The organism is Streptomyces sp. NPDC127129 (assembly GCF_042671585.1).
Classification (GTDB): Bacteria; Actinomycetota; Actinomycetes; order Streptomycetales; family Streptomycetaceae; genus Streptomyces.
This window is the reverse complement of record NZ_JBHXTV010000001.1, coordinates 28439-48881: the sequence shown is the minus strand read 5'-3', so window position 1 is coordinate 48881 and position 20443 is coordinate 28439. Positions and strand designations below refer to the sequence as shown.

Genomic DNA, 20443 nt, shown 5'->3' with positions numbered 1-20443 from the left:
GCGAGAGGGCCCGGTCCTCCGCCACCCCGGGCCCCGGCTGCTCCGCCGCTACGGCATGAGGCCCGCGTCATGGGCCAGGAGCGCGGCCTGCACCCGGTTGCTCACGCCCAGGGTGACCAGGATCCGGCTCACGTGCGACTTGACGGTGCTCTCCCGCATGCCGAGCGCCCCGGCGATGTCCGCGTTCGTGGCCCCGTCGGCCACCAGCGCCAGCACTTGCCTCTCCCGCGGCGTGAGCGCGTCGATACGGGTCTGGGCCTGGACGGCCTGGGGGCGGCCGACGTGGTGGTACCTGTCGATGAGGCGCCGGGCGGCACTGGGGTGCAGCATCGCGGAGCCGTTGGCCACGAGATGGACGGCCCGCAGGATCTCGGCCGGGTCGGTGTCCTTGAGCAGGAAGCCGTCCGCCCCTGCGGCGAGGGCGTTGTAGACGTACTCGTCGAGATCGAAGGTGGTGAGCGTGATGACCCTGGGAGGATGGGGGAGGGCGCGCAAAAGCGAGGTGGCAGTGATGCCGTCCATGCGCGGCATGCGGACGTCGACGAGGGCGACATCCACGCGGTGCGCCGTGGCCAGCTCGACTGCCTGGAGACCGTCGTGGGCCTCGGCGACGACCTCGATGCCCTCATCGCCGCCGAGAAGGTCGGTCAGTCCGAGGCGGACGAGCGCGTCGTCATCGACGATCATGGTGCGGATCACGTACGGGGACCGTTCTGCTCGTGGACGGGGTGGGGGATGCGGGCCGCCAGGCGCCAGGCTCCGGCACCGCCGGGACCGGCGCTCAGATGTCCGCCGAGGGCTTCGACCCGCTCACGCAGCCCCACCAGGCCGAAGCCAGACGGCACGGCATGGGCGCTCTTGCCGGGAGGGTTGACGACCTCGATCACCGTGGCGGGCGGACCGTAGTCGATACGGACCCGGACGGGCGCGTCGGGGGCGTGCTTCCGGGCATTGGTCAGGGCCTCCCGGATCAGCCGGAGCACGGCCAGCCGGTGCGCCGCCGGCGCCTGATCCGGCGTGCCCTCGATCACGATGTCGATCCGTTGCCCGGCGGCCCGGGCCTGCTCGATCAACTCCTCGACGTCGCGCAGCGCCGGCCGCAACCTGTCCGGTGCCGCCGGGGCGTCGGCAGAGCGCAGCGCGCCCAGGACGTCCCGCAGATCGGTCAGCGCGTCGGTGGAAGCAGCACGCAGCAGCGCGAGCCGGTCACCCACGGGCCCGGGCAGCGTCTCCTTCCGGGCCGCCAGCACACCGGTGTGGAGGGCGATCAGGCTCAGGCGGTGCGCCAGGACGTCGTGCATCTCCGCGGCGATCGCGGAACGCTCGGCCAGGCGCGCGGCCTGCTCGCGCAGGTCCCGCTCGATGCGCAACTGCTCCACCTGCGTGTTCAGGGCCAGGACGAGGCGGCGCCGGTTGCCCATCCACTGCCCGCCCAGTACGGCGAGCAGCAAGAACAGCGTCGAGCCGTACTGCTGCGGACTCCACAGGGAGACCACCGGACGGAACACGGCGTTCCCCGCCAGTGCCAGGACCGCACAGAGCACCGCGACCCCGGTCCGCCGACGCGCGGAGAGATCGAACAGGGCGACGAGAAGCAGCGGAAGCATGGTCCATCCCGACACCCCCGCGCCCGCCGTCGTCAGCGCCGGGGCGAGCCACCACGGCCCCCGCGGAAGCGCCAGGGCCGCACCGCACGCCAGAGCCACCGCACTGCGCACGGAGACGTACTCGCCGCCGGCACTCGACGCGCCGTTCTGGACGGCCGCCAAGGTCAGCAGCCCCACCAGGGCCAGACGGCCGTAGAAGGCCCAGCGGTGTCGGCGTTCCGTGTTCACGGGCTCAGCGTAGGCACAGGGCCCGCTCCGCCCCCTCCGACGATCCGCTGCGCCGCCCTCCTACTTTCGTCGGAGAACGACGTGGCACAAGGGCCGATCTGCGCGGCTCGCGACCTTCCTAGCGTCGAAGCCATGGACAACAGGACCACCACCTCGCACGACCGTGACCTCGCGCAGTGCCATGCCGAGGGCTGGGCCTTCCTCGTCGAAGCGCTCCGAGACCTGTCGACGACCGGTGCCGTCGCCCCCAGCGGCAGGGCACTGGCCCGTCTGCTCACCGACCCCGTGCGCGACCACCCCACACGGCCCCTGAACGTTCTGGAAGCCGGAGCCGGCACCGGAGCCGTCACCCGGACCCTCGTTCCCCTGCTCTCCACGGGGAGCCGCCTCGACGTCGTCGAGGCGAACCCGCGGTTCGCCTCCCGACTGCGCCACCTCGTGCGCAGCCACCCGGCCCTCGCCACGCGAGGCGACCAGGTCCGCGTCCACCACACCCTCGTCGAACACCTCGACGTCGACCGTTCCTACGACGTCATCGTCTCCGGCCTGCCCTTCACCAACTTCACCCCGGCACAGGTCGAAACGATCATGAATCGGTACCTGGAGCTCCTGCACCCCGGCGGCACCCTCACCTACTTCGCCTACCGCGGCACCCGGTACGCCCGGGCCCTGGCAGCCCCGACCGAAGCCCGACGGCACCGCGCCGTCGAGGAACTGCTCGCGCACTACCACCGCCGCTACGCCACCGGCTGCTGGAGCGTCTGGGGCAACCTGCCGCCCGCGAGGGTCTGGCAACTGCGCCGCCCCGCGACCCGCCCCGGGGCGAAGCACCACGCCGCCGCGGGGAGGCCCCGGTGAACACGCTCACCGCGACGCTCGGACAGATCCCCGCGCCCGCCGCCTACGCCCTCCTGGCCACCGCGGTGCTCGCCGAGTCGCTGCTCGTCATCGGCGCCTTCGTCCCCACCCTCACCCTGCTCGTGACCGCGGGCGCACTGGCCCGCGCCGGGACACTCGACCTCACCCTGGTCATCGCCACGGCCGCGTCGGCGGCAGCCCTCGGCGACGCCCTCGCACACCGCGTCGGGCGCGTGCTGGGCAGCCGCCTGCGTACAGGCGGCCTCGGCCGCCGCATGCCCGCGGCGGCATGGAACAAGGCCGAGTCCCTCATGGCGCGGCGCGGGGGACAGGCCGTGTTCTTCTCCCGCTTCGTTCCCGTCGTCCGCACGCTCACCCCCCACCTCGCGGGGGCCACCCGCGTGCCCTACCGCCGCATCGCGCCCCACAGCCTCCTCGCCGCACCTCTGTGGGCGGGAGCCGAAGCGGCAACGGGCTACTCCGCGACGGCCTCGCTGCAGCACGTGATCACCGTCGGAGGTCCCGTCCTCGCCGTAGCCGCCGCGTGTGTCACGGCAGTCGTCCTGACGGGAACGAGACGGAGACGCCGCAACCGAAGCCGTGTCTCTGAGAGAGCGGTCGTGAGTTCTTGAGCAGTCCTGCCGTCGCCTGATCAGAACGGGCTGCGGGCCGCCGAGGCCAAGGGCGACACGTGCGGACGCCGGCGGCCTTCGCGGCCGACAAGCCGACGACGAACGCGCCGCGTACCGGAGTGGCCAGTCGATCGCCGACGGTCCACTGGAACAGCAGGGAGCGCGGCGAACCGCAAAGCGGAGGTGCGGAAGGACGGGAGGCCCTGAAGCCGAAGATGACGTCCTGACACGCGGGGGTGATCGTCGGCCTTGGGCACTCCGTCCCGCGGCGCACTCGTCGGTGTCGACGTCGGCGGGACCTCGGTGCGTACCGAACTGTTCGACCTGGCTCTGGCGGAACTCGCCGTCGACGAGCGTCCGATCGCTCCGGACCTGGTCTCGCCGGAACAGGTCGTGGACCTGATCGACGCGAGCGTGGGGGCGGCTCTGGACACGACCGGAACTCCCACGCGCACGTGCTCGGCGCCGGCATCGGCGTTCCCGGTCTCGTGGAGAGGGAACGGGGCGTCCCCACCCCACTGGGCGTGGCAGGACGTGCCTATCAAGGACCTACCCGGCTTGCGCCTCGACCTCCCCGTCCACCTGGACAACCCGCTGAAGGCCAGCACTCTCGCGGAGGTGTGGTTCGGTGCGGGGCGGGACACGGACCACTTGGCGATGGTGCCCCTCCGTTCCGGAGTCGGCGCCGGGTTCACCTTGGACGGTTCGCCGTACCGGGGGTTCACCAATAGCGCGGGGGAGTGGGGGGACACATCTGCCCGGTGTACGAGGGACGCACCTGCCGCTGCGGAAACAGGGGATGTGTCGAGGCCTACGTAGGAGTCCCCGGCATCGCGTTGACACTCCGGCTCTCCCCGACGACCCCCTCCTCGACGCGGCTCACTCGAACCACCGTCTGCTCGAAGGCCTCGCGGCCCGAGCCGCGGAGGGAGAGGGAGTCGCCAGGGAGGTGGTCCGGCGGCCGGCGACCTATCTCGGCGCGGCCATCGGCAGCCTCGTGAACATCCTGAGCCCCGAGGTCCTCGTCCTGGGGAACCAGGTCGCCGCCCACCTCGGCGAGCGCCAGCTGAACGAGACCCGGGCCGCCCGCGCGGATCACCCCTTCGCCCAGCCCATGCATGCCGTCACCCTCCGTCTCAGCTTCCTACCGCGGGGAGCGGTCCGCGGCGCGGCGGCCTTTGCCTTCCAAGGATTCTCGGACGACCGGGACGCCTTCGGCCCGGTGAGCCGCACCCCGCAGGGCCGGGCAGCGCGCCAGGGCAGAGACGGCGGACAGTGACTGACCACGGGAGACACCGACGACGCGGAATCCGGGAGCGCCGGTCGTGAACGGTGAGGGGTCGGGAGCCGTCGCCCGGCCCGACCGTTCCGTACACGATCTGCGGCGAAGGTCAGGCTCGCGCTCCAGCCTCGGTCGGCCGCCTTGTCCGAGGGCTTCTCTGCGAGGGCGTAGCGCATTGCGGTGTGGGGGCATCGGCCCGCGCACGGCCACTCGCTCGCGGCCGTTCCCCCGGCCGTCGGTCGCTGTTCCGCAGCTGCCCGCCCCTTATCCCCCTTCGGGAGGTCGCCTTGTCCGCAACGCCGGCCGGCTCCCTGGCCGGTTGCGGGTGGGCTTCCCGTCTCGCCTTCGCCGTTCAGGTCCTTGTCGAGCGCCGTTTCCGCCACTCAAGCAGGGGCGAGACATCGCCATTCCCAGGCGATCTCGTCCTGAAGGTGTCGCCGGGGCGGGCTATGAGATGAGCTGGCCCCGGCGGCCTTCCCATGTCAGCGGTCGGAGTCCGGAGGCGGCTCCTCGTCCTGCCCCGGCAGCAGCCGCAAAGCGAAGACCGAGCCGTCGGCGTGGACGGAGACAGGGCCGCCCCAATCCTTGTCGAAGGTGACGCGGGGGCGGACATGGCGGCTCGCGTGGACGAGGGCGCGGTACTCCTCGACGTCGCCCCGGGCGAGCAGACGGAAGACCTCCGCGTCCACGCCGGAGAACGCCTCGACGCGAGGGCCGTTCAGACGGAAGACGTGATCGGTGCCGACGTACTCGTTGCCGAAGAGAGTGTGGGCGGCGTCCCGGACGCTCATGCCGGCCGCGTGCTCGAGGCCGGTGAACCGTTTGCGGCCCTGCCGATCCGTCAGGTGCCGGGCGGTGGCGTGCCGGATCCCGTGAAGGCCATGAGCCCGGCCGCCGTGGTGTGGGCCAGTGACTCCTGGAACCAGGCGTAGTCCTTCGCCTGTACGTGGCAGCCCCGTACGGGTTCCGGTGCCACCGGGCCCTCGGCCGGCGGGTGGATGTCAGGCATCACGTTCGCCTGGAACGGTGGGGCGTTCAGGTTCGGCTCACGGCCTTCCGCCGGGGACAGCCGACCTCCGCTGCCGCGTGCCTGGAGGGCGTGGACGGTCATCGTGCCGCCGTCCGTCGGGAGCTGTGTGCTGAACAGCAGGCTGGGGGTCTCGTTCCACGCTCCGATGTGGACTGCTTCGGCGTGGGCGGAGGCGGAGGCCAATTGCTCGGCGGAGGTGGCGGAGTCGCCCGTGGTTGCCCTTGCAGGCGAGGGGGATGACGAGGGGCGGCTCGCCCGGCCGCCAGACCTCCGCGAAGTACTGGGGGCGATAGCGGTACTTCAGCTTCTCGCCCTTGTCTCTGCTGGTGAGGGCCCAGCCCGCGCGTAACGCCGTGTCGGCGGGGACGATCGTCACCGAGTGGTCGGGGAAGCGGCTGCCCAGCATGTACTTGGCGAGCGTGAGCGCGAAGCCGATGCCGAGCTCGCCGGACTGCAGCGACTTGTAGTGGTCCGCGATGCGGTGGCCTTCGTCGGTGAGGCCGAGGAAGGAGTCGTGACCGCCGGCCAGGGCTTGGGCGTACTTGAGCGCGCCCCAGTGTTCCGCCAGCCCTCGCCCTGCACCCCGCCACGACAGAGCGGTGGCTCGGGCGAGGGTATGGAGGATGTCCCAGAGGGTCACCTCGAACTGACGGGGCAGCTCCGTCCGCGGGATCGAGGCGAGGTCGGGCTTCCTGCGGAGCGGCTCGTCCTCGTTCTCCTTCCGCTTCGTGTCGTCCGCCGTGACGGCGGCCTTCACCGTGCCGACGAGTGCGTCGTCGGAGTGGATGGAGATGTTCGACGGCTGGGTCAGGTCCTGGAGCACTTCCTCAGTCGGTTTCAACAGTTCTCCTTCACGGTGTACGCGAGCGGTTCACAATCGCGCTGACCGTACGGAAGGGAGGAATGGCGCACGCAAGTGCGCAGGGGCGCGTGACATGGACCTTGGCCTGGCGGGCTGATGTCGGCGCCTTGACTCCTCTTTGCTCGCGAGTTCCATGCTGCCGAGAAGCCTCCTACATGGCTGATGGCTCATCAGGTAAGTCAGCATTTGGTCAGCATGAGGCCCCGAGCGTTCCTGGGTGGTGGTCCCAACAGACGCCGGTGCTCAGGGAAAGCCCAGGTGGAAAGCCGTCCAGCCCGACCGGAGCGATGTTCCTCACAATCATCGTTCGGCGCGTGCCGGTGTAGGGTCGAGCCCGCCCTTGACCTGCAGAAAGCAGGCAGGGAGCCGTCTCAGAGGAGTCCCAAGTGCTGCGTACTCTGTTCAAGTCCAAGATCTGACTATTTGGGGTCGCCGCAGGTCAGGGGCATCATGTGCCCCCTTAGGTCAGCAAACGGTCAGCATGCGTCCGCATGGTGTCCCCACTTGCTGACCTTCGACCCGCAGCAGGCGCCTGAGCATGATTCTTGGGCTGGATTGGATGGTTCGCGACATGGCCCGACAGCTCGCCCGCGGCATGGGGTCCTTCTTCAAGGACTGCGGCTGCGCCAAGCCCACCCGCTGCCCTCACCCCTACTCGATCCGTTTCCGCGACGCGCTCGGCAAGCAGCGCGAGGAGTCCGGTTACGCCACGCAGGACGACGCGATCGAACGTCTCACGCAGCTGTATGCGGAGAAGAAGACCACAGCGCCGTCGGTGGCGGCGGCCCGCCGTGAGTTGGGTCAGCTGACGGTCGAGGAGTACGCGAAGCAATGGCGGCCCCGGCAGCGCAGGATGACGGACTATTCCATGGGCGAGCACGTCGACAGCTCGATCAACGTGCATATCGTCCCGCGCCTGGGAGCGCGGAAGCTGAACTCGGTCACACCGATGGTCGTCGAACGCTTCCTGGACGAGATGGAGAGCGACGGGGTCGGCCGGGGAAACCAGGTGAACATCTTCCGGGTCCTGAAGACCATCCTGCGGGACGCCTATACCAAGGGCGCCATGGTCGACGACCCGGTGAAGGGAGTCCAGGAACCCGAATACGTGCGGGCAACGGTTGCCATTCCCTCTCTCGCCTACGTGACAAAGGCGCTGACGGTCGCCGACGAGGACCTGGCGCTGGAGATCGTGATGATGGCGGGATGCGGTCTGCGGAACGGTGAGGCGCGGGCGGTGAACGTCAACAACCTGGTGGCCCAGGATGTATACCGGGTGCGGGAGCAGATCCATTCCAACACGCTGAGGCCGGCGAAGCTGAAGCACCGCAAGACGGGGGAGTTCCGTGAAGTGCCTCTGCCGAGGTCGGTGCGGGAGGCAATCGAGCGCTACGGGGAGAAGCACGGCACCACGAAGGACGGCTATCTGTTGCGCGGCCCGGGCGGTTATTTCACCGAAGGCATGGAGCGGCGCCGGGTGAGGAGGCTCTTCATGGACCTCCCGCCGGAGGAGGGGGTGGGGATGTACGGCTTCCGGCACTACTTCGCCTCGAACGCCCTCGGCAACGGGATCCCCATTACCGACGTGGCGGAGTGGATGGGGCACAAGTCCATCGAGGAGACGTACCGCACGTACCGGCATCTGATGCCGGGCAGTATCACCAAGGCCGCCCGGATCCTGGACGCGGGTCTATGGGAGGCGGCCTAATTCCACGCCTTCCGAGGGACAACAGGTTCTTCGTCTGCTGGTGGTACAGCAGTCAAACCCCGTGCTGAACAGCGGAAACGGCAGTTGCTGCATCTCCTCGGCGCGGGTGGATCTGGAATGGGCCCGGATCTTGCTCCTGGTGGTCCCAGGCGGAGGGCTGACGTGGGTGGATGGTGATTCTTAGGATGCTCGGGACGACCGAGGTGACGGATGCGTCGGTCGAACGCCGTCATCGCGTTCGTTTCGGTCGCCGTGGCAGGCGTCGCCCCGGCGCTGAACGGGGCTGCTCGATGTGCCTGGCTACCGCACGGGATCCTGCGGTGGCACTCGCTCCTCGGGCTGCGGGTGCCGGGTGAACCAGCGGGCGACCGGTTCTGCCGACACCCCGTGCAGGATCACGCTGAGCAGGACCGTCGCTGCGGTCGCGTTCACCACGAAGTCCGCGTCGATCTGCGGAAGTTGAATAGAGGCAAGAACTGCGAAGACAATCGAGGTGACACCGCGTGGCCCGAGCCATCCGATCGCGACGCGTTCGGAGCAGGTGAAGTCGGTGCCGGTGAGCGACACCATCACCGGGACGAAGCGCGCCACGGTCAGCGCGAGGAGCGCGTAGGCGAGGACCTGGAGCGCGATGCCGTCGGCGAACGCCTCGGCGGCCAGTGCGCCGAAGGCGTACCAGGCCGCCAGGGCCAGGAGGTGACTGACGTCCTGGACCAGGTCGAGGGAGTCGCTGCCGATGACGGAGACGGTGTTCGCGTACCAGAGGCCCGCCACGAAGGCCGCTACGAAGCCGTTGCCCTCGACGAGGACCGACGCTGCGTACGTCAGGAACGGCAAAGCGAGCCCTGCCATACGCAGGCTCGCGGGCTTGGCCCACCCGGATTCCAGCGCCCGGCGCACCGCTTGGGAGGCCAGGAATCCCAGGACGCTTCCGATGATCGCCGCGTACACCGCGCCCTTGAGGGCGTTGAGGAGGAGGTCGCCGAACGTGTCGCCCTCTGCGGAGACTAGGTTGGCGACGCAGAAGACGAAGAGCGGCGAGATCAGTCCGTCGTTGAACCCGCCCTCGATGTTGAGCGCCGCCCGCACCCGCAGGGGCACGCGCTCGTCCCGGAGGATCATCAGGACCGGCGCGAGGTCCATGGGCATGACGACGAGGGCCGTGACCGCCAGGAGCCACCAGCTCGTCCCGGGGAAGACGAGGGCGCCCGCCAGCGTGGCGAGCAGGAGGGAGGCCGGCAGGGCGATCCCGAGGAGCCGCCCCTCTCCGACCGGACCCCGCAGCCGGGCGTATTCCCTTGCCTCGGTGGCGTCTGTGAACAGCATCACCGCGAGGACGAGTTCGATGGCCCGCTGGAAGGTGTGGGTGTCCATGTCGAGCGGTACGACGGGGTGGTCCTGTCCGCTGAGAAGAATGCCGGCTGCGGCGAAAGTGATCGGGGCTGTGATGTTCCACCGTGCGAGCCGGTCGGACACGACGGTCCACAGGAACAGCAGGGACAGCAGGACGAGGAGAGCGATCACGGCGACTCGCAGAGCGGGAGTGGACAGAAGACAGGGCGAGGTGTGGAGGCCCGGAAGCCGACGGTGACATCCTCACAGGTGGCAGGGTGATCGTCGGCCTCGGACACTCCGCGTGCGCCGCTCTCGGCCCGGGCGCCGGGACGCCTGGTCCGGTCTGCCTGCTGGCGTGAGGGTCAGCGGCCAAGGTCCGACAGAACCGCCTTCGCCGCGTTCTCACCCGACGTTGCCGCGTCTGCGAGCGACGGCATCTCGAGTTGGTAGTCGCCGGCCAGATGGATCGGCCCGAGGGGGTTGCGAAGTGTCGGCAACGACTCGCGTCCCCGGGGTCCCCAGAACGGCACTACACGGTGGTGGCGTCGCACGATACCGTCGCCGAGTTTCCCTTCGAGCTCGGGGTACACCGAGAGTAGATCCCTGGAGAAGAGGGCGACGATCTCCTCGTCGGAGAGGTCGAACAGAGCGTCGGCCGAGGCGCCGCCGGCGAAACACGCCAGCGCACCCCCCGGCCTCCGGGGGCCGTTCTTTCGCAGGGCGGCGGCGTGGTTGAACATGGCCTGGAAGGAGAGTTGCGGCGTGGACACGGCGAGGAGCCCGTCCCAGGGCTGAGGCCCCTCCTCTTCGGTGAAGAAGCCGACGATCACGTACCGCCCGTAGCGGATCTCGTCGAACGCGTTGCGATGTGTCTTCGGAAGTCCGGGAAGGATCCGCAGAGCGATGTCGCTGGGAACCGAGACGATGGCGCGCTTCGCGCGTATCCGTGTCGAGCTGCCGGCGGCGAGGTAGTCCACGACGACGCCGTCCCCGCTCTTCTCCACTGTCCGGACGGTCGCCCCGAGCCGGAGGCGCTCGCCGAGGTCGGTGGCCAGGATGTCGGTCAAGGTCTGGTTCCCACCAGCAGGCAGGGCGAAGTTCGGCACCTTCGCCGGGTCCGTCAGAGCGAGTCCGATCGAGACCACGAGCTGGGTCGCCGCCGTCTCATCCGGCTCGCACCCCATCCACTGCGCCGACCAAGAGCGCACCATGGTCCGGGTCAGCTCGGAGCGGACACCGCGCAGGAGGTCCGATGCGGGACGCGTGTCGAGCCTGGCGCGCACCTTCTCCGCGAGGCGACTGTCCGATTCCAGGAACGGGGCCGCGGCAAGGATGCGGGCGCCGACCACGGCCATGCCGACCCGGTCCATGAAGCCCATGCGTGTGCGGAACATGAGGGCGAGCATGTCGGACGTGTCGACCAGGGCGCCGTTGAGAGCAAGTGCCACGCTCGTGCCGGCCAGGGACCCCATCTCGATCTCGTGCCGATGAAGAGCGTCGATCAACGGCCCGGTCCCCTCCGTGAACTGGGTGCCGACGTTGATCCAGTACTCGCCCTTGCGGACGGTCTCGACGCGTCCCCCCGGCCGGTTCGCTGCTTCGAGCACCACGACGTCGGCCCTGTCTGCGAGCGTCGTGGCCGCCATGAGGCCTGACATTCCCGCGCCGACGACCACGACGTCGCAGGTCTCCTCGTCACCGTCTTCTACTGCAGCCATGACTCGCGACTCCTTGGATCGTTCTTCCCTGCGCGTTAAATGAAACTCGACTCGATTTCGAGAATACTGGAACTGGTACCTCCCGTACACCCAGACGGCATGTGGGCGTTACGTGGCGCGGAACCGTCCTTGTTCGACCTCCGAGCCCCGGCCCGTGCGGGCCAGCCGGCTCAGGTGGCGCACCGCGGTCCGACGCTCGACCGGCAGCACGTGGGGGCCCTCGACATCGGAACGGTAGACCAGTCGACGGTCGGCAATCTCGTTGGCGCTCCGAGAACTCGGCGGCGCCCTCGATCACGCCCCGCTGGTGGGCCGTGCCGTACCAGCGGGCGTCGATCACCCGGCAGCGACGCATAGATGCCTCGAAGTCGGTGAGACTGCTGCCGACATCCCCGTAGTAGGGGCCGAACGACGTCAGGTCGGTGTGTGCCACGCAGAGGAAACCGTCCGGCTCGATCAGGAAACTGCAGTGTCCCGCCGTGTGGCCGGGCAGGTGCACGACCGTCACCGTGCGACCGCCAAGGTCGAACACGGTTCCGTCGGCGAACCCCGTCGCGTTGGTGCGGTCCCGGACGTGGAAGTGGTCGCGGAGCATCGTCTCCGTCTGCTCAGTGGCTTCCGGTGGGAGGCCGTAGCCGGCGGCCATGACTCTGCGGGATCGCAGGGCGGGGAGGTCCTTCTCGTGGATGCGGACGGGCACTTCGTAGCTGCCGAGACCTGCGACGTGGTCCTCGTGTGCGTCGCTCACGAGGACCATGTCTGCGGGTGGCGCCGAGTCGACGAGCGACAGGGACGGGTCGATGACCAGGGTCTCGGCGCTGCCGCGTACGAGGACGGAGTTGGCGTACGGGTAGGCACCTCGCCCGGCGCCGGTCAGTTCGGTGACTCCGGCCACGGCTGTGCTCCTCCTCGGCCTCGACCGCGGCGGGCGCAGATGTCCGTGGCGGACGTGTGTGTACTGCTGCTGCTTGCCTATCTCTTCCCCTATCTCCTTATCACGGTGATCGCATTCTCGACCGCCTCTCCCGAGCGTGTACGCAATTGGGCAGGCCGTGAGGCACGGGGCACGCGGCTGCAGCGGTACGTGTACGGGACGGCCCCCGGACCGGGAGTCTCCATCTTCATCGCGGCCGCGGCGCTCGTGGTGGCGGTGGTGTGGCGCCCCAGGCACATCGGCGCCTCGTTCGAACCGGCCGCTCGGGTGGTGGTGGCACTTCCTCTGATAGCCGTCGCCTAGATCTGTGTCACCGTGTTCTTCGCGGTCGCCTTCCAGGCCGACGATCTCGTGGAGGGCGAACGAGCGCTGGAGGTCCCCGGCGAGGAGAACCCGACCTGGAGCGACTACGTCTACTTCGCCTTTTCCGCCATGACGACGTTCGGCACGACCGACGTCACCGTGCTGTCCCGGGAGATGCGTCGGACGGTGACGGTCAACGCGTGCATCGCCTTCGTCTTCGGCACCGTCACGGTGGCCAGCCTCGTTCCCGCTCTGGACAGCGTCTGACGGACACCACGCCTCGTTCTGGCGGCGCGCCGCGGTCCCTCAGATCCGCTCCCACCACCCCAGTGTCAGAACGAAGCCCTTCTTGACCGCACAGCCGAACGTATGTCCCCTGAGGGAGAACGCGATTGAGGACAGTGCCACCGACGTCGCCGTCGCCATGACGATGGCCGTGCCTATCTCCCAGGACATGAAGAACCCGAGGAGGAAGGTGGGTATGAGCATGATCAGGCTTCCCACGCTCACCTCACGGAGAACGCGGCTCCAGCTCGCCTTCTGCCACGACCGCGCTCTGCCGGAATATCCCTGAAGGGGGATGTGGTGAGTGGAGCCGCAGGCATCGTCGGTCATGAAGGTGCTCTCCCGAAGGCTCTTCGTCAGTGCTGTTGGCCGGCGGGGTCGCCCGTAGCGATCTGCGCGAGGGCGTAGAAACTTGACTGGCCGAGTCCCGCGGCCTCGGCCGCCTTGAGATTGCCCACGGCGGCCGCGAGGACATTCGCGTTGAAGCTGGCGCTCCTCATCCCGTCGACGCAGGTCTCGCCTCCATGGGTGAACACCGAGAGCGTGGCTTGGTCCGTCGTGAAATCGCCGCTGCCGATCGCCGCAACGGCCTCCCCGGCTGCGTCCTTCAACGCCGCGAGGACCTTGTCGGTTGCCTCGTCGAGGACATCGCCCGGAACACCCTGGCTCTGGGCATACGTCACGGCATCGACATAGGCGGCCAGCGCGGCAACGTACACTCCGCCGACGATCGTGAGGTCGACTGCGCTCGCGGCCTGCACCTGCTCGGAGACGAACCGCATCGCCGGACCGAGCGCGGCGAGCAGCTTCTCGTGCTCCGCCCAGGCCTCAGCGCTCCCCGAGAAGAGGACGTAGCCGCGTTCGGTGCCGATGTCCTGGGGGAAGCAGAGGATCGCGGCGTCCAGGTAGGGCACGCCCTTCTCGGCGGCCCATGAACCGGCCTTCTTCGACTCGTCCGTCGAACTCGTTCCAGTGTTGAGAAGTGTCTTGCCGTTCCAGTTCCCGACGCACTCCAGGCTTCGGAGCACGACCTCGTGGGACGGGGCGCAGGTCAGGATCAGACGGGCGGACGCGACCGCTGCTTCGAGGTCCGCTTCGGCATCGATTCCCGGCAACTCGGTGGCCAGGGCCCGAGCGCGTGCCGTGTCCGGGTCGTACGCGGTGACCAGCCAACCTGACTGTGCCAAGGCTCGGGCGATCGACGATCCCATGAGCCCGTTGCCGATCACCGCAACGTCACGCTCTTTGTGGGTAGTCACTCGTGTTCATCTCATTTCTGGACAGGCCCCGTGACGGGTGTGCGGTCTCTTCGAAGCCGCCGCAGCGGGGGCGAGGGCCTGAGGGCGAGACTGTCGTGACAGTGGGGCCCGGAGGGGCAGGTCTCTGTCGGCGGTCAGAACTCGAACTCGATTCGATTTTAGATTTGAGCTCCCGCGCGGTCAAGCCGGGATCGCGGTCGCGGTGGAAGGGGTGGTCCTGCTCCTGCGCCTCGTCGCATCCCTGTGAGGGTGATCTGCAGGTGCGGTTGATACGATCTCGAATTGTGTTCGAGAAAAAGTTGACAGCCCAGACGCCGGCTCGTCCGGCTGTGCAGCGTCGCGGCATGGAGCGAAGGCGGGCCATCCTGGACGCCGCCGAGGAGCTACTTGCCGAGCAGGGCTATGAGGCGGCCACCCTGAAGGCTGTCAGTGAGCGGGCGGGCATCCCGATCGCCTCGATGTACCACTACTTCTCCGACCGGCATCAGGTCGACGCCGAACTCCTGCGTCGGCATCTGCAGGCGGTCGAGGAGCTCCTCGCCACCGTCTTGGAGCACTCCGAGCTGCCCACCACGCTGAGGGACGCCGCTGACGTCGTCATCGACCCGATGCGCGACTATTTCCGCACGCACCGCAGCTGTGTCGAGCTGTGGTTCGCGAGGCGCAACGAGATTGTCAGCGCCCTGGTGCGAGAGTTCGACGCGGCGCAGGTCGAGCGGCTCTGGCGCCTTCTAGTGGAGCGTGGGCTGCTGCCCGCCGACACTCCCCGGCACGTCCTGCAGCTCGCCTTCGAGGTGGGCAACCGTCTCTTCGACATCGCATATAGGCAATCGCCGATTGGTGACGACGTCACGATCGACGAAGCGCGCCGCATGGTGACCGCGTACCTCGAGACCTATACCGTCTGATCAGGTGACCCGCGTCACGCGAGCGAGCCGTGCCGCGCGACGAGGGGGGTGTGGCGGCCGCTCGTACTCTCCGGCGGGGGAGGTGGCGACCTCCTTCGTAGCGCGCCCGCTGGCGTGGCCCCCCTGGGTAGCCGTCGTATGCCGTGGCCGTCTAGGTGCCGGTCCAGTGGATCCGGCCCACCGGTCGGCTTCACAGCGTCGGTGTACTGCGTCATTAGGTAGAGGGCGGACGGATGCGCAGGCGGTCAGTGTCTTTGGAATGCCGCGCGCTGGATCGAGATGGGGCGTCAGGCGAATGAGCTCGGCATCCCCGACGGCGTCGCGACGATTGCCCGTCGGCAGACGCGGTGGCGGCGGGTGACCAGGGCATCGCCATGACCTGACCTCCCAGGTGCGAGGTCGAGGCGATGCCCTGGTCAGGGTCGAGTCGGGGGGCGTCCTTGGCGCACCGACTCGACGACTTGATGGTGCGGTGTACCTATGCGTGCACTAGGTCATCGCATTCTCCGTCCTGCCGACGCCTCCGAGTGCGGCGATATTCATGTCGCGGTCCGGTTCGAAGGCTGCAGCAAGACTCGATGTAGAATTGAGTTCGATTCTATCTCTCGGTCGGATTCCGTCAAGGTCCCGCCTGTCATGAGTTCCACTGGACATGCTGCCGCGCGAGCGTCCTGGCTCTCTTGTCCACCGTGCTCACGCGGGCCCTGGGGGATCATTCGTGGGTACGGCGTCACATCGCGGCGATATCGAAGAGATCGTCCACGTGCAGGTCCTCTGCCCAGATCACCTTCCGCTCGCGGCCGTGCCGTGTGCCCCAGCGCCTGGCGAACTGGGCGACGAGGAGCAGTCCCCGGCCGCCCTCGTCGTAGGTGCGGGCATGCCGTAGGTGCGGGGCGGTGCTGTTGGCGTCGAAGACCGCGCAGTTCAGCGGGGACTAAAGGATCATCCGCAGTCGGATGGGGATTCTGCCGTAGCGGATCGCGTTCGTCACAAGTTCGCTGACGATGAGCTCGGTGGTGAAGGAAAGCTCACCGAGGCCCCAGGCGTTCAGTGTGTCGGAGGCGAAGCGGCGCGCCCCGGACACCGCAGCCGGGTCGGAGGGGAGGTCGAGGGTTGCCACGTGGTCTGAGTCGAGTGACAGGGTGCGGGCCACCAGGAGGGCGATGTCGTCGACGGGGCGCTGAGGCAACAGCGCAGCCATCAGCCGGTCGCAGACCTCGTCCGGCGAGTCGGACTCCTGGGCGAGGACATCGCTCAGCACCTCGCGAGCGGTGTCGACGTCGCGCGTGCGGCTCTGGATGAGACCGTCGGTGAACAGGACCAGCAGGCTCCCCTCCGTCAGTTCGAACTGCACGGTCTCGAAGCGGAGTCCCCCCAGGCCCAAGGGAGGGCCGATCGGCATCTCCGGGAACTCGACCGACCGGGAGCCCGAGGTGCCGTCCTCGCTGTCCGGGGGAGTGACCACGGCCGGCAGGACGTGCCCGGCGCTGGCCAGCGAACATACGCGGGAGACCGGGTCGTAGACCGCGTAAAGGCAGGTGGCGCTGGTCTCGCCCGCGTCCTCCCCTTCCTCGTGCTGGAGGCGGATGACCACGTCGTCCAGGTGTGTGAGCAGTTCGTCGGGCATCAGGTCGATGTCGGCGAACGCGCGCACCGCCATTCGGAGGCGGCCCATAGTGGCAGCGGCGCGCAGTCCGCGTCCGACGACATCGCCCGCGACGAGGGACACTCGGGCTCCGGACAGAGGATCACGTCGTACCAGTCGCTGCCCACGCCGGCGTCGCGGGATCCACTGGGCAGGTACCGGGAGGCCGCGACGACGGCGGACTGTTCTACCGCCCAGGCACGACCGGGTGGACGGAGCGAGTACGGGGCGGTGCTCGGTTCGCCGACCGCGCCCGTCTTCACGTAAGAGACAGCGGACTGTGGGCGGTGCGGTCTGGTCACCTCGGACCGCACCCCCCGCACTGCCGGCGAGCCGCCGACGCGGGCGGTCGCGGCGCCCCGGCCGAGGCAGCAGGTCCTGACAGCGCCTTCCGCCGACCCGGACGGCGACGAAGTCTGTCGGCAGCCGGGGCCGTGACGTTCAACGCCTGCAGCGCGTGCGTCTGACACCGTTACGGTGGTCAGCCGGGTGTCCGCCCTGGGCGGCACCTGGCGGGATGTTGCCCTCAGGGGGCGACCTCATGGATCAGAAGCTCGGCCCAGGGTGCCGCCGCGCGCCGCTGGTATCGCCCAGGACCCCAGAGCATGCGGCCGCGGCAGGCAAACCGTCGGCGACAGCCGTGTACAAATGCCGAAGGGGCCCCGCAGACCGGCCGATTCGTACGGCAGCGCCCGGGGCCCTCTGCCCGTGGCCGGCCCGGCGTCAGTTCGTCGGAGCCGAGCCCCGTCGGGCGTTTCGCCGGCTGCCGTTGAACAGGTCGTTGAATCGGTCGACCGTCCAGATCGTGCGCAGTCCCGCAGCGCTCATCATCAAAGGACGAGGGAAGGTCGGCTTCCTCGCCCAGAGCGTTTTCAGGTCCTCGTGCTGTTCGCCGTCCACGATGAGGTCGGCGATGAGCGAACCGACGTACGGCGCCTGGGCCAGGCCGTGGCCGTTGCAGGCGACCGAGTAGTAGACGCCGTCGCGGGTCTGGCCGGCGACCGGGAGCCAGGACGGGGTGATTGCGACCCATCCGCCCCAGGCCCGCGCGGCTGCGACGTCGGCGAGGGCGGGGAAGCGCGTCTCGAAGGCGCGTGCGAGGTCGGCGACGACAGCCTCGTCAGGCTTCCTCGGAGGAAGTGGGTAACTCTTGCCCCGCTGGAGCCGACGGACACCGAACACGATGGTGTTCCGCGAGGTCAGCCGGTAGTTCTCCATGATGTTGTGCTGGGTCACCACCCCCGACCGGCTGGTCCACCGCAGTGCGGCCAGGCGCGCGGGATCGATCGGTTCGGTCTCCACCTCGCTGACCCAGATCGGCACGGAGAGCCGCTTCGGGGCGATGGCAAGCTCGCCGCCGAAGGCGTTCGTCGCGAGCACCACCTTCTTCGCATGCACTTCGCCCCCGGGTGTCCTGATCACCACGTGATCGCCGTTCGGGGTGACCTCGGTGACGTGCGTCCGCTCGAAAACGCGGGCGCCGGACGTGAGGACGGCGCGGCGGATGCCCAGGCTGAACTTGCCGGGGTTCATCATCCCGCCGACGGACTCGCGCATGCCGCCGAGGAATCCGCGGGGGATGCCGAGCTCCGCGCTCGTGCCGAGTTCTACGTCCGCGCCGGCCTTCCGCAGGAGCTTCGTCACACGGCGCACGCGGCCCATCTGCCCACGGGACACAGCGGCGCAGACGTTGCCCGTGGCCTCGTAGTCGCAGTCGATGTCCAGGCGCTCGATCAGCCGCTCCAGGAAGTGCGCGGAGTTCTCGGCGAACCGGACGATGCCGGGAAACCTCCTGGGGTAGAGCATGCTCAGGAGCTGGATGTCGCCTCCTGGAGCGCCTGCCACCTGCCCGGCGCTGCGCGAGGCGGAGCCGTGCCCGCAGAACTCGGCCTCCAGCAATACGACGTCCCGGCCGCGCTCGGCCAATCGCAGCGCCGTCGACATGCCCGCCAGGCCGCCGCCGATGACCGCGACCTCGCAGGTGACTTCCTCGTTGAGGGGCGACTGGACATTGCCGGGCGGGTCGACCCACCCGCTGAAGGTGGTGTACTCGACGCTGTCCGTATTCATCTTGCGGCTCCTACTGGGCGGTCAGTGTCACGGCGGTGGACGATGGCCGGCACTTCGCTGTGTGGTCTGCTTCGTGGTCTGTCTGCGGTGATCCCTGCGGAACAGTGCGTGCCGCACTCCGTGGATCCCGCTTGGCCTCAGGCCAGCTGGCGCTTGAGGATCTTCCCGGTGGAGGTCATCGGCAGGCTCGAGACGAGCTCGACGAGGCGGGGGTACTTGTAGGAGGCCATCTGCTCCCTGCCCCAGGCGACGAGTTCGTCGGCGCTGACGACGGCGTCCTTCTCGAGGATCACGAAAGCCTTGATCTCCTCGCCGTGGCTGTCGTGCGGCACACCGATGACCGCCGCCAGACTCACAGCGGGATGAGTGAGCAGTACCTCCTCGATCTCGCGGGGGTAGACGTTGTAACCGCCGCGGATGATGAGGTCCTTCGCGCGGTCGACGATGTAGTAGAAACCGTCCTCGTCGCGTCGTGCGAGGTCTCCGGTGCGGAACCAGCCGTCGCGGATCACCTCCGCCGTCGCCTCTGGGCGGTTGTAGTAGCCCTTCATGACGTTGTGGCCCCTGATCGCGATCTCGCCGACCTCCCCGGACTGGCTGACCTCCGTCCAGTCCGATCGGATCAGCTTCAGCTCCACACCCCAGATCGGGACGCCGATCGAGCCCGGCCGGGGTTTGAGCCGGGAATCGCTGAACGTGGCGACGGGCGACGTCTCGGACAGCCCGTATCCCTCGAGTACGGTGACGCCGAGGCGCTGCTTGACCTGGCTGATGATCTCGACCGGAAGGGCCGCCCCACCGGAGATTCCGATCCGCAGGTTGTCGGCGATCCGGTGGACGTCGATGTCGTCGGTGAGGGCGTTGAGCAGCCCCCACCACATGGTCGGAACACCAGCGAAGAACGTGATGGCCTCGCGACCCATCAGCTCGACGACCTCACGGGCGGCGAAGCGTGGCACGAGGTGCAAAGTCGCGGCGACCGAGAACCCCGCGTGCATCTGCACCGTCGCACCGAAGGTGTGGAACAGGGGAAGGCACACCACGTGGCTGTCGGTGGCCGGTTCGTTGCGGAACAGCCGGTTGTTGGCCACCACGTTCAACATCGTGTTCGAGTGGGAGAGTTCGGCCCCCTTGGGCCGGCCCGTCGTTCCCGAGGTGTACAGGATGACCGCCGTGTCGTTCGGCTCCGTGACGACCGACTCGAACACGGTGCTCATGCCGGCGAGTGCCCGACCGAGCGTCTCGATACCGGCGATCGGGCTGGGAGCCTCCGGATCGGCGGTGACGACGAAGAAGTGCTCTACCGTTCCGACCTCTTGGTATCCGGCATGGCCTTCTACGGCCATGGGCAGCTCGGGAGTCCCTTCGAAGCAGAAGTACGCCGTGACGTCCGCGTCGGCCAGGTGGTAGGCGATCTCGCGACCCTTGAGCAGGACGTTGAGGGGCACCACGACCGCACCCGCCTTGAGCACGCCGTAGTAGACGATGGGGAAGTAGGGCAGATTGGGACAGCTTAGGGCGACCTTGTCTCCGGGGCGGATGCCCCGGGACACGAGAAGATTGGCGACCTGGTTCGCCGCCGCGTCGACCTGACGGTAGGTCAACCGGGTCGTGCCGAGCACGAGTGCGTCCCGGTCCGGGAACGCGCGGGCGGAGTCTTCGAGAAGGATCGAGACGTTGAGCATGATGGTTCTCCAGCGGCTCTGGTTCTTGGGCATCGGGCGATCTCAACGGCTGAGTCAAGGAGGTCACCCCTCAGCCGCTGCGTCCTTCACCCGT

At 68.6% G+C, this 20443-nt stretch carries 19 protein-coding genes and 2 pseudogenes; 8 read left to right on the top strand and 13 right to left on the bottom strand.

Features of this window, described 5'->3' with window-relative positions; translation table 11 throughout:
- Positions 1-48: 48 nt before the first annotated feature.
- Positions 49-699, bottom strand: coding sequence for a response regulator (locus tag ACFVGW_RS00205; protein WP_385850070.1), 651 nt, complete (start codon positions 697-699; stop codon positions 49-51).
- Positions 696-1835 (bottom strand): sensor histidine kinase, encoded by a 1140-nt coding sequence (locus tag ACFVGW_RS00200; RefSeq protein ID WP_385850069.1) that lies wholly within the window; start codon positions 1833-1835, stop codon positions 696-698. Before ACFVGW_RS00200 ends, ACFVGW_RS00205 begins: the two co-directional genes overlap by 4 nt.
- 132 nt (positions 1836-1967) lie before the next feature.
- Between ACFVGW_RS00200 and ACFVGW_RS00195 the strand changes: the two genes are divergently transcribed.
- The 5 genes from ACFVGW_RS00195 to ACFVGW_RS00175 all read left to right on the top strand — a co-directional run bounded on the left by ACFVGW_RS00195 (position 1968) and on the right by ACFVGW_RS00175 (position 4604).
- Positions 1968-2693: a class I SAM-dependent methyltransferase gene (locus ACFVGW_RS00195; RefSeq protein ID WP_376579637.1), complete on the top strand. Its 726-nt coding sequence runs from the start codon at positions 1968-1970 to the stop codon at positions 2691-2693.
- Entirely contained in the window at positions 2690-3325 is a 636-nt protein-coding gene (locus ACFVGW_RS00190; protein ID WP_385850068.1) for a DedA family protein, read from the top strand. The genes ACFVGW_RS00195 and ACFVGW_RS00190 overlap by 4 nt, the downstream gene beginning before the upstream one ends.
- A 249-nt stretch (positions 3326-3574) precedes the next feature.
- The gene (locus ACFVGW_RS00185; RefSeq protein WP_385850067.1) at positions 3575-4144 is read left to right on the top strand and encodes an ROK family protein; all 570 of its coding nucleotides are present in this window, start codon (positions 3575-3577) and stop codon (positions 4142-4144) included.
- Positions 4066-4326 (top strand): ROK family protein, encoded by a 261-nt coding sequence (locus tag ACFVGW_RS00180; protein ID WP_385850066.1) that lies wholly within the window; start codon positions 4066-4068, stop codon positions 4324-4326. The genes ACFVGW_RS00185 and ACFVGW_RS00180 overlap by 79 nt, the downstream gene beginning before the upstream one ends.
- Positions 4221-4604: an ROK family protein gene (locus ACFVGW_RS00175; protein WP_385850538.1), complete on the top strand. Its 384-nt coding sequence runs from the start codon at positions 4221-4223 to the stop codon at positions 4602-4604. Before ACFVGW_RS00180 ends, ACFVGW_RS00175 begins: the two co-directional genes overlap by 106 nt.
- A gap of 485 nt (positions 4605-5089) precedes the next feature.
- Here ACFVGW_RS00175 and ACFVGW_RS00170 read toward each other — a convergent pair whose 3' ends face one another.
- The 3 genes from ACFVGW_RS00170 to ACFVGW_RS00160 are packed head-to-tail and all read right to left on the bottom strand — an operon-like array spanning position 5090 to position 6478.
- Positions 5090-5398, bottom strand: a complete 309-nt coding sequence (locus tag ACFVGW_RS00170) for a hypothetical protein (protein WP_385850065.1) — start codon at positions 5396-5398, stop codon at positions 5090-5092.
- A gap of 50 nt (positions 5399-5448) precedes the next feature.
- Positions 5449-5616 carry a hypothetical protein gene (locus tag ACFVGW_RS00165; RefSeq protein WP_385850064.1) on the bottom strand — a complete coding sequence of 56 codons (168 nt, stop codon included), beginning with the start codon at positions 5614-5616 and terminating at the stop codon, positions 5449-5451.
- 37 nt (positions 5617-5653) lie between these two features.
- Positions 5654-6478: a hypothetical protein gene (locus tag ACFVGW_RS00160; RefSeq protein WP_385850063.1), complete on the bottom strand. Its 825-nt coding sequence runs from the start codon at positions 6476-6478 to the stop codon at positions 5654-5656.
- Between the two features lie 592 nt (positions 6479-7070).
- Between ACFVGW_RS00160 and ACFVGW_RS00155 the strand changes: the two genes are divergently transcribed.
- On the top strand, positions 7071-8207 hold the full coding sequence (locus ACFVGW_RS00155; protein ID WP_385850062.1) for a tyrosine-type recombinase/integrase: 1137 nt from the start codon (positions 7071-7073) through the stop codon (positions 8205-8207).
- A gap of 300 nt (positions 8208-8507) precedes the next feature.
- On the opposite strand, the gene ACFVGW_RS00150 is transcribed toward ACFVGW_RS00155, so the two are convergent.
- The 3 genes from ACFVGW_RS00150 to ACFVGW_RS00140 all read right to left on the bottom strand — a co-directional run bounded on the left by ACFVGW_RS00150 (position 8508) and on the right by ACFVGW_RS00140 (position 12017).
- On the bottom strand, positions 8508-9731 hold the full coding sequence (locus ACFVGW_RS00150) for a cation:proton antiporter (RefSeq protein WP_385850061.1): 1224 nt from the start codon (positions 9729-9731) through the stop codon (positions 8508-8510).
- Positions 9732-9904: 173 nt separating this feature from the next.
- Entirely contained in the window at positions 9905-11260 is a 1356-nt protein-coding gene (locus ACFVGW_RS00145) for a flavin monoamine oxidase family protein (protein WP_385850060.1), read from the bottom strand.
- Positions 11238-12017, bottom strand: a complete 780-nt coding sequence (locus tag ACFVGW_RS00140) for an MBL fold metallo-hydrolase (RefSeq protein ID WP_385850537.1) — start codon at positions 12015-12017, stop codon at positions 11238-11240. The genes ACFVGW_RS00145 and ACFVGW_RS00140 overlap by 23 nt, the downstream gene beginning before the upstream one ends.
- A gap of 124 nt (positions 12018-12141) precedes the next feature.
- On the opposite strand from ACFVGW_RS00140, the pseudogene ACFVGW_RS00135 reads away from it, so the two are divergent.
- Positions 12142-12764, top strand: a pseudogene (locus ACFVGW_RS00135) (DUF1345 domain-containing protein).
- 39 nt (positions 12765-12803) lie between these two features.
- On the opposite strand, the gene ACFVGW_RS00130 reads toward ACFVGW_RS00135, so the two are convergent.
- Entirely contained in the window at positions 12804-13112 is a 309-nt protein-coding gene (locus ACFVGW_RS00130) for a hypothetical protein (protein ID WP_385850059.1), read from the bottom strand.
- Positions 13113-13138: 26 nt separating this feature from the next.
- The gene (locus ACFVGW_RS00125; RefSeq protein ID WP_385850058.1) at positions 13139-14041 is read right to left on the bottom strand and encodes an NAD(P)-binding domain-containing protein; all 903 of its coding nucleotides are present in this window, start codon (positions 14039-14041) and stop codon (positions 13139-13141) included.
- A 284-nt stretch (positions 14042-14325) separates the two neighbouring features.
- Between ACFVGW_RS00125 and ACFVGW_RS00120 the strand changes: the two genes are divergently transcribed.
- Complete coding sequence (locus ACFVGW_RS00120; RefSeq protein ID WP_385850057.1) at positions 14326-14949, top strand: TetR/AcrR family transcriptional regulator; 624 nt, start codon at positions 14326-14328, stop codon at positions 14947-14949.
- A 730-nt stretch (positions 14950-15679) separates the two neighbouring features.
- Here the strand turns inward: ACFVGW_RS00120 and ACFVGW_RS00115 are convergent.
- The 3 genes and pseudogenes from ACFVGW_RS00115 to ACFVGW_RS00105 all read right to left on the bottom strand — a co-directional run.
- A pseudogene (locus tag ACFVGW_RS00115) lies at positions 15680-16782 on the bottom strand (SpoIIE family protein phosphatase); the annotation flags it as partial.
- 535 nt (positions 16783-17317) lie between these two features.
- Positions 17318-18664 (bottom strand): NAD(P)/FAD-dependent oxidoreductase, encoded by a 1347-nt coding sequence (locus ACFVGW_RS00110; RefSeq protein ID WP_385850056.1) that lies wholly within the window; start codon positions 18662-18664, stop codon positions 17318-17320.
- Between the two features lie 137 nt (positions 18665-18801).
- Complete coding sequence (locus ACFVGW_RS00105) at positions 18802-20382, bottom strand: long-chain fatty acid--CoA ligase (RefSeq protein WP_385850055.1); 1581 nt, start codon at positions 20380-20382, stop codon at positions 18802-18804.
- Positions 20383-20443: the final 61 nt, after the last annotated feature.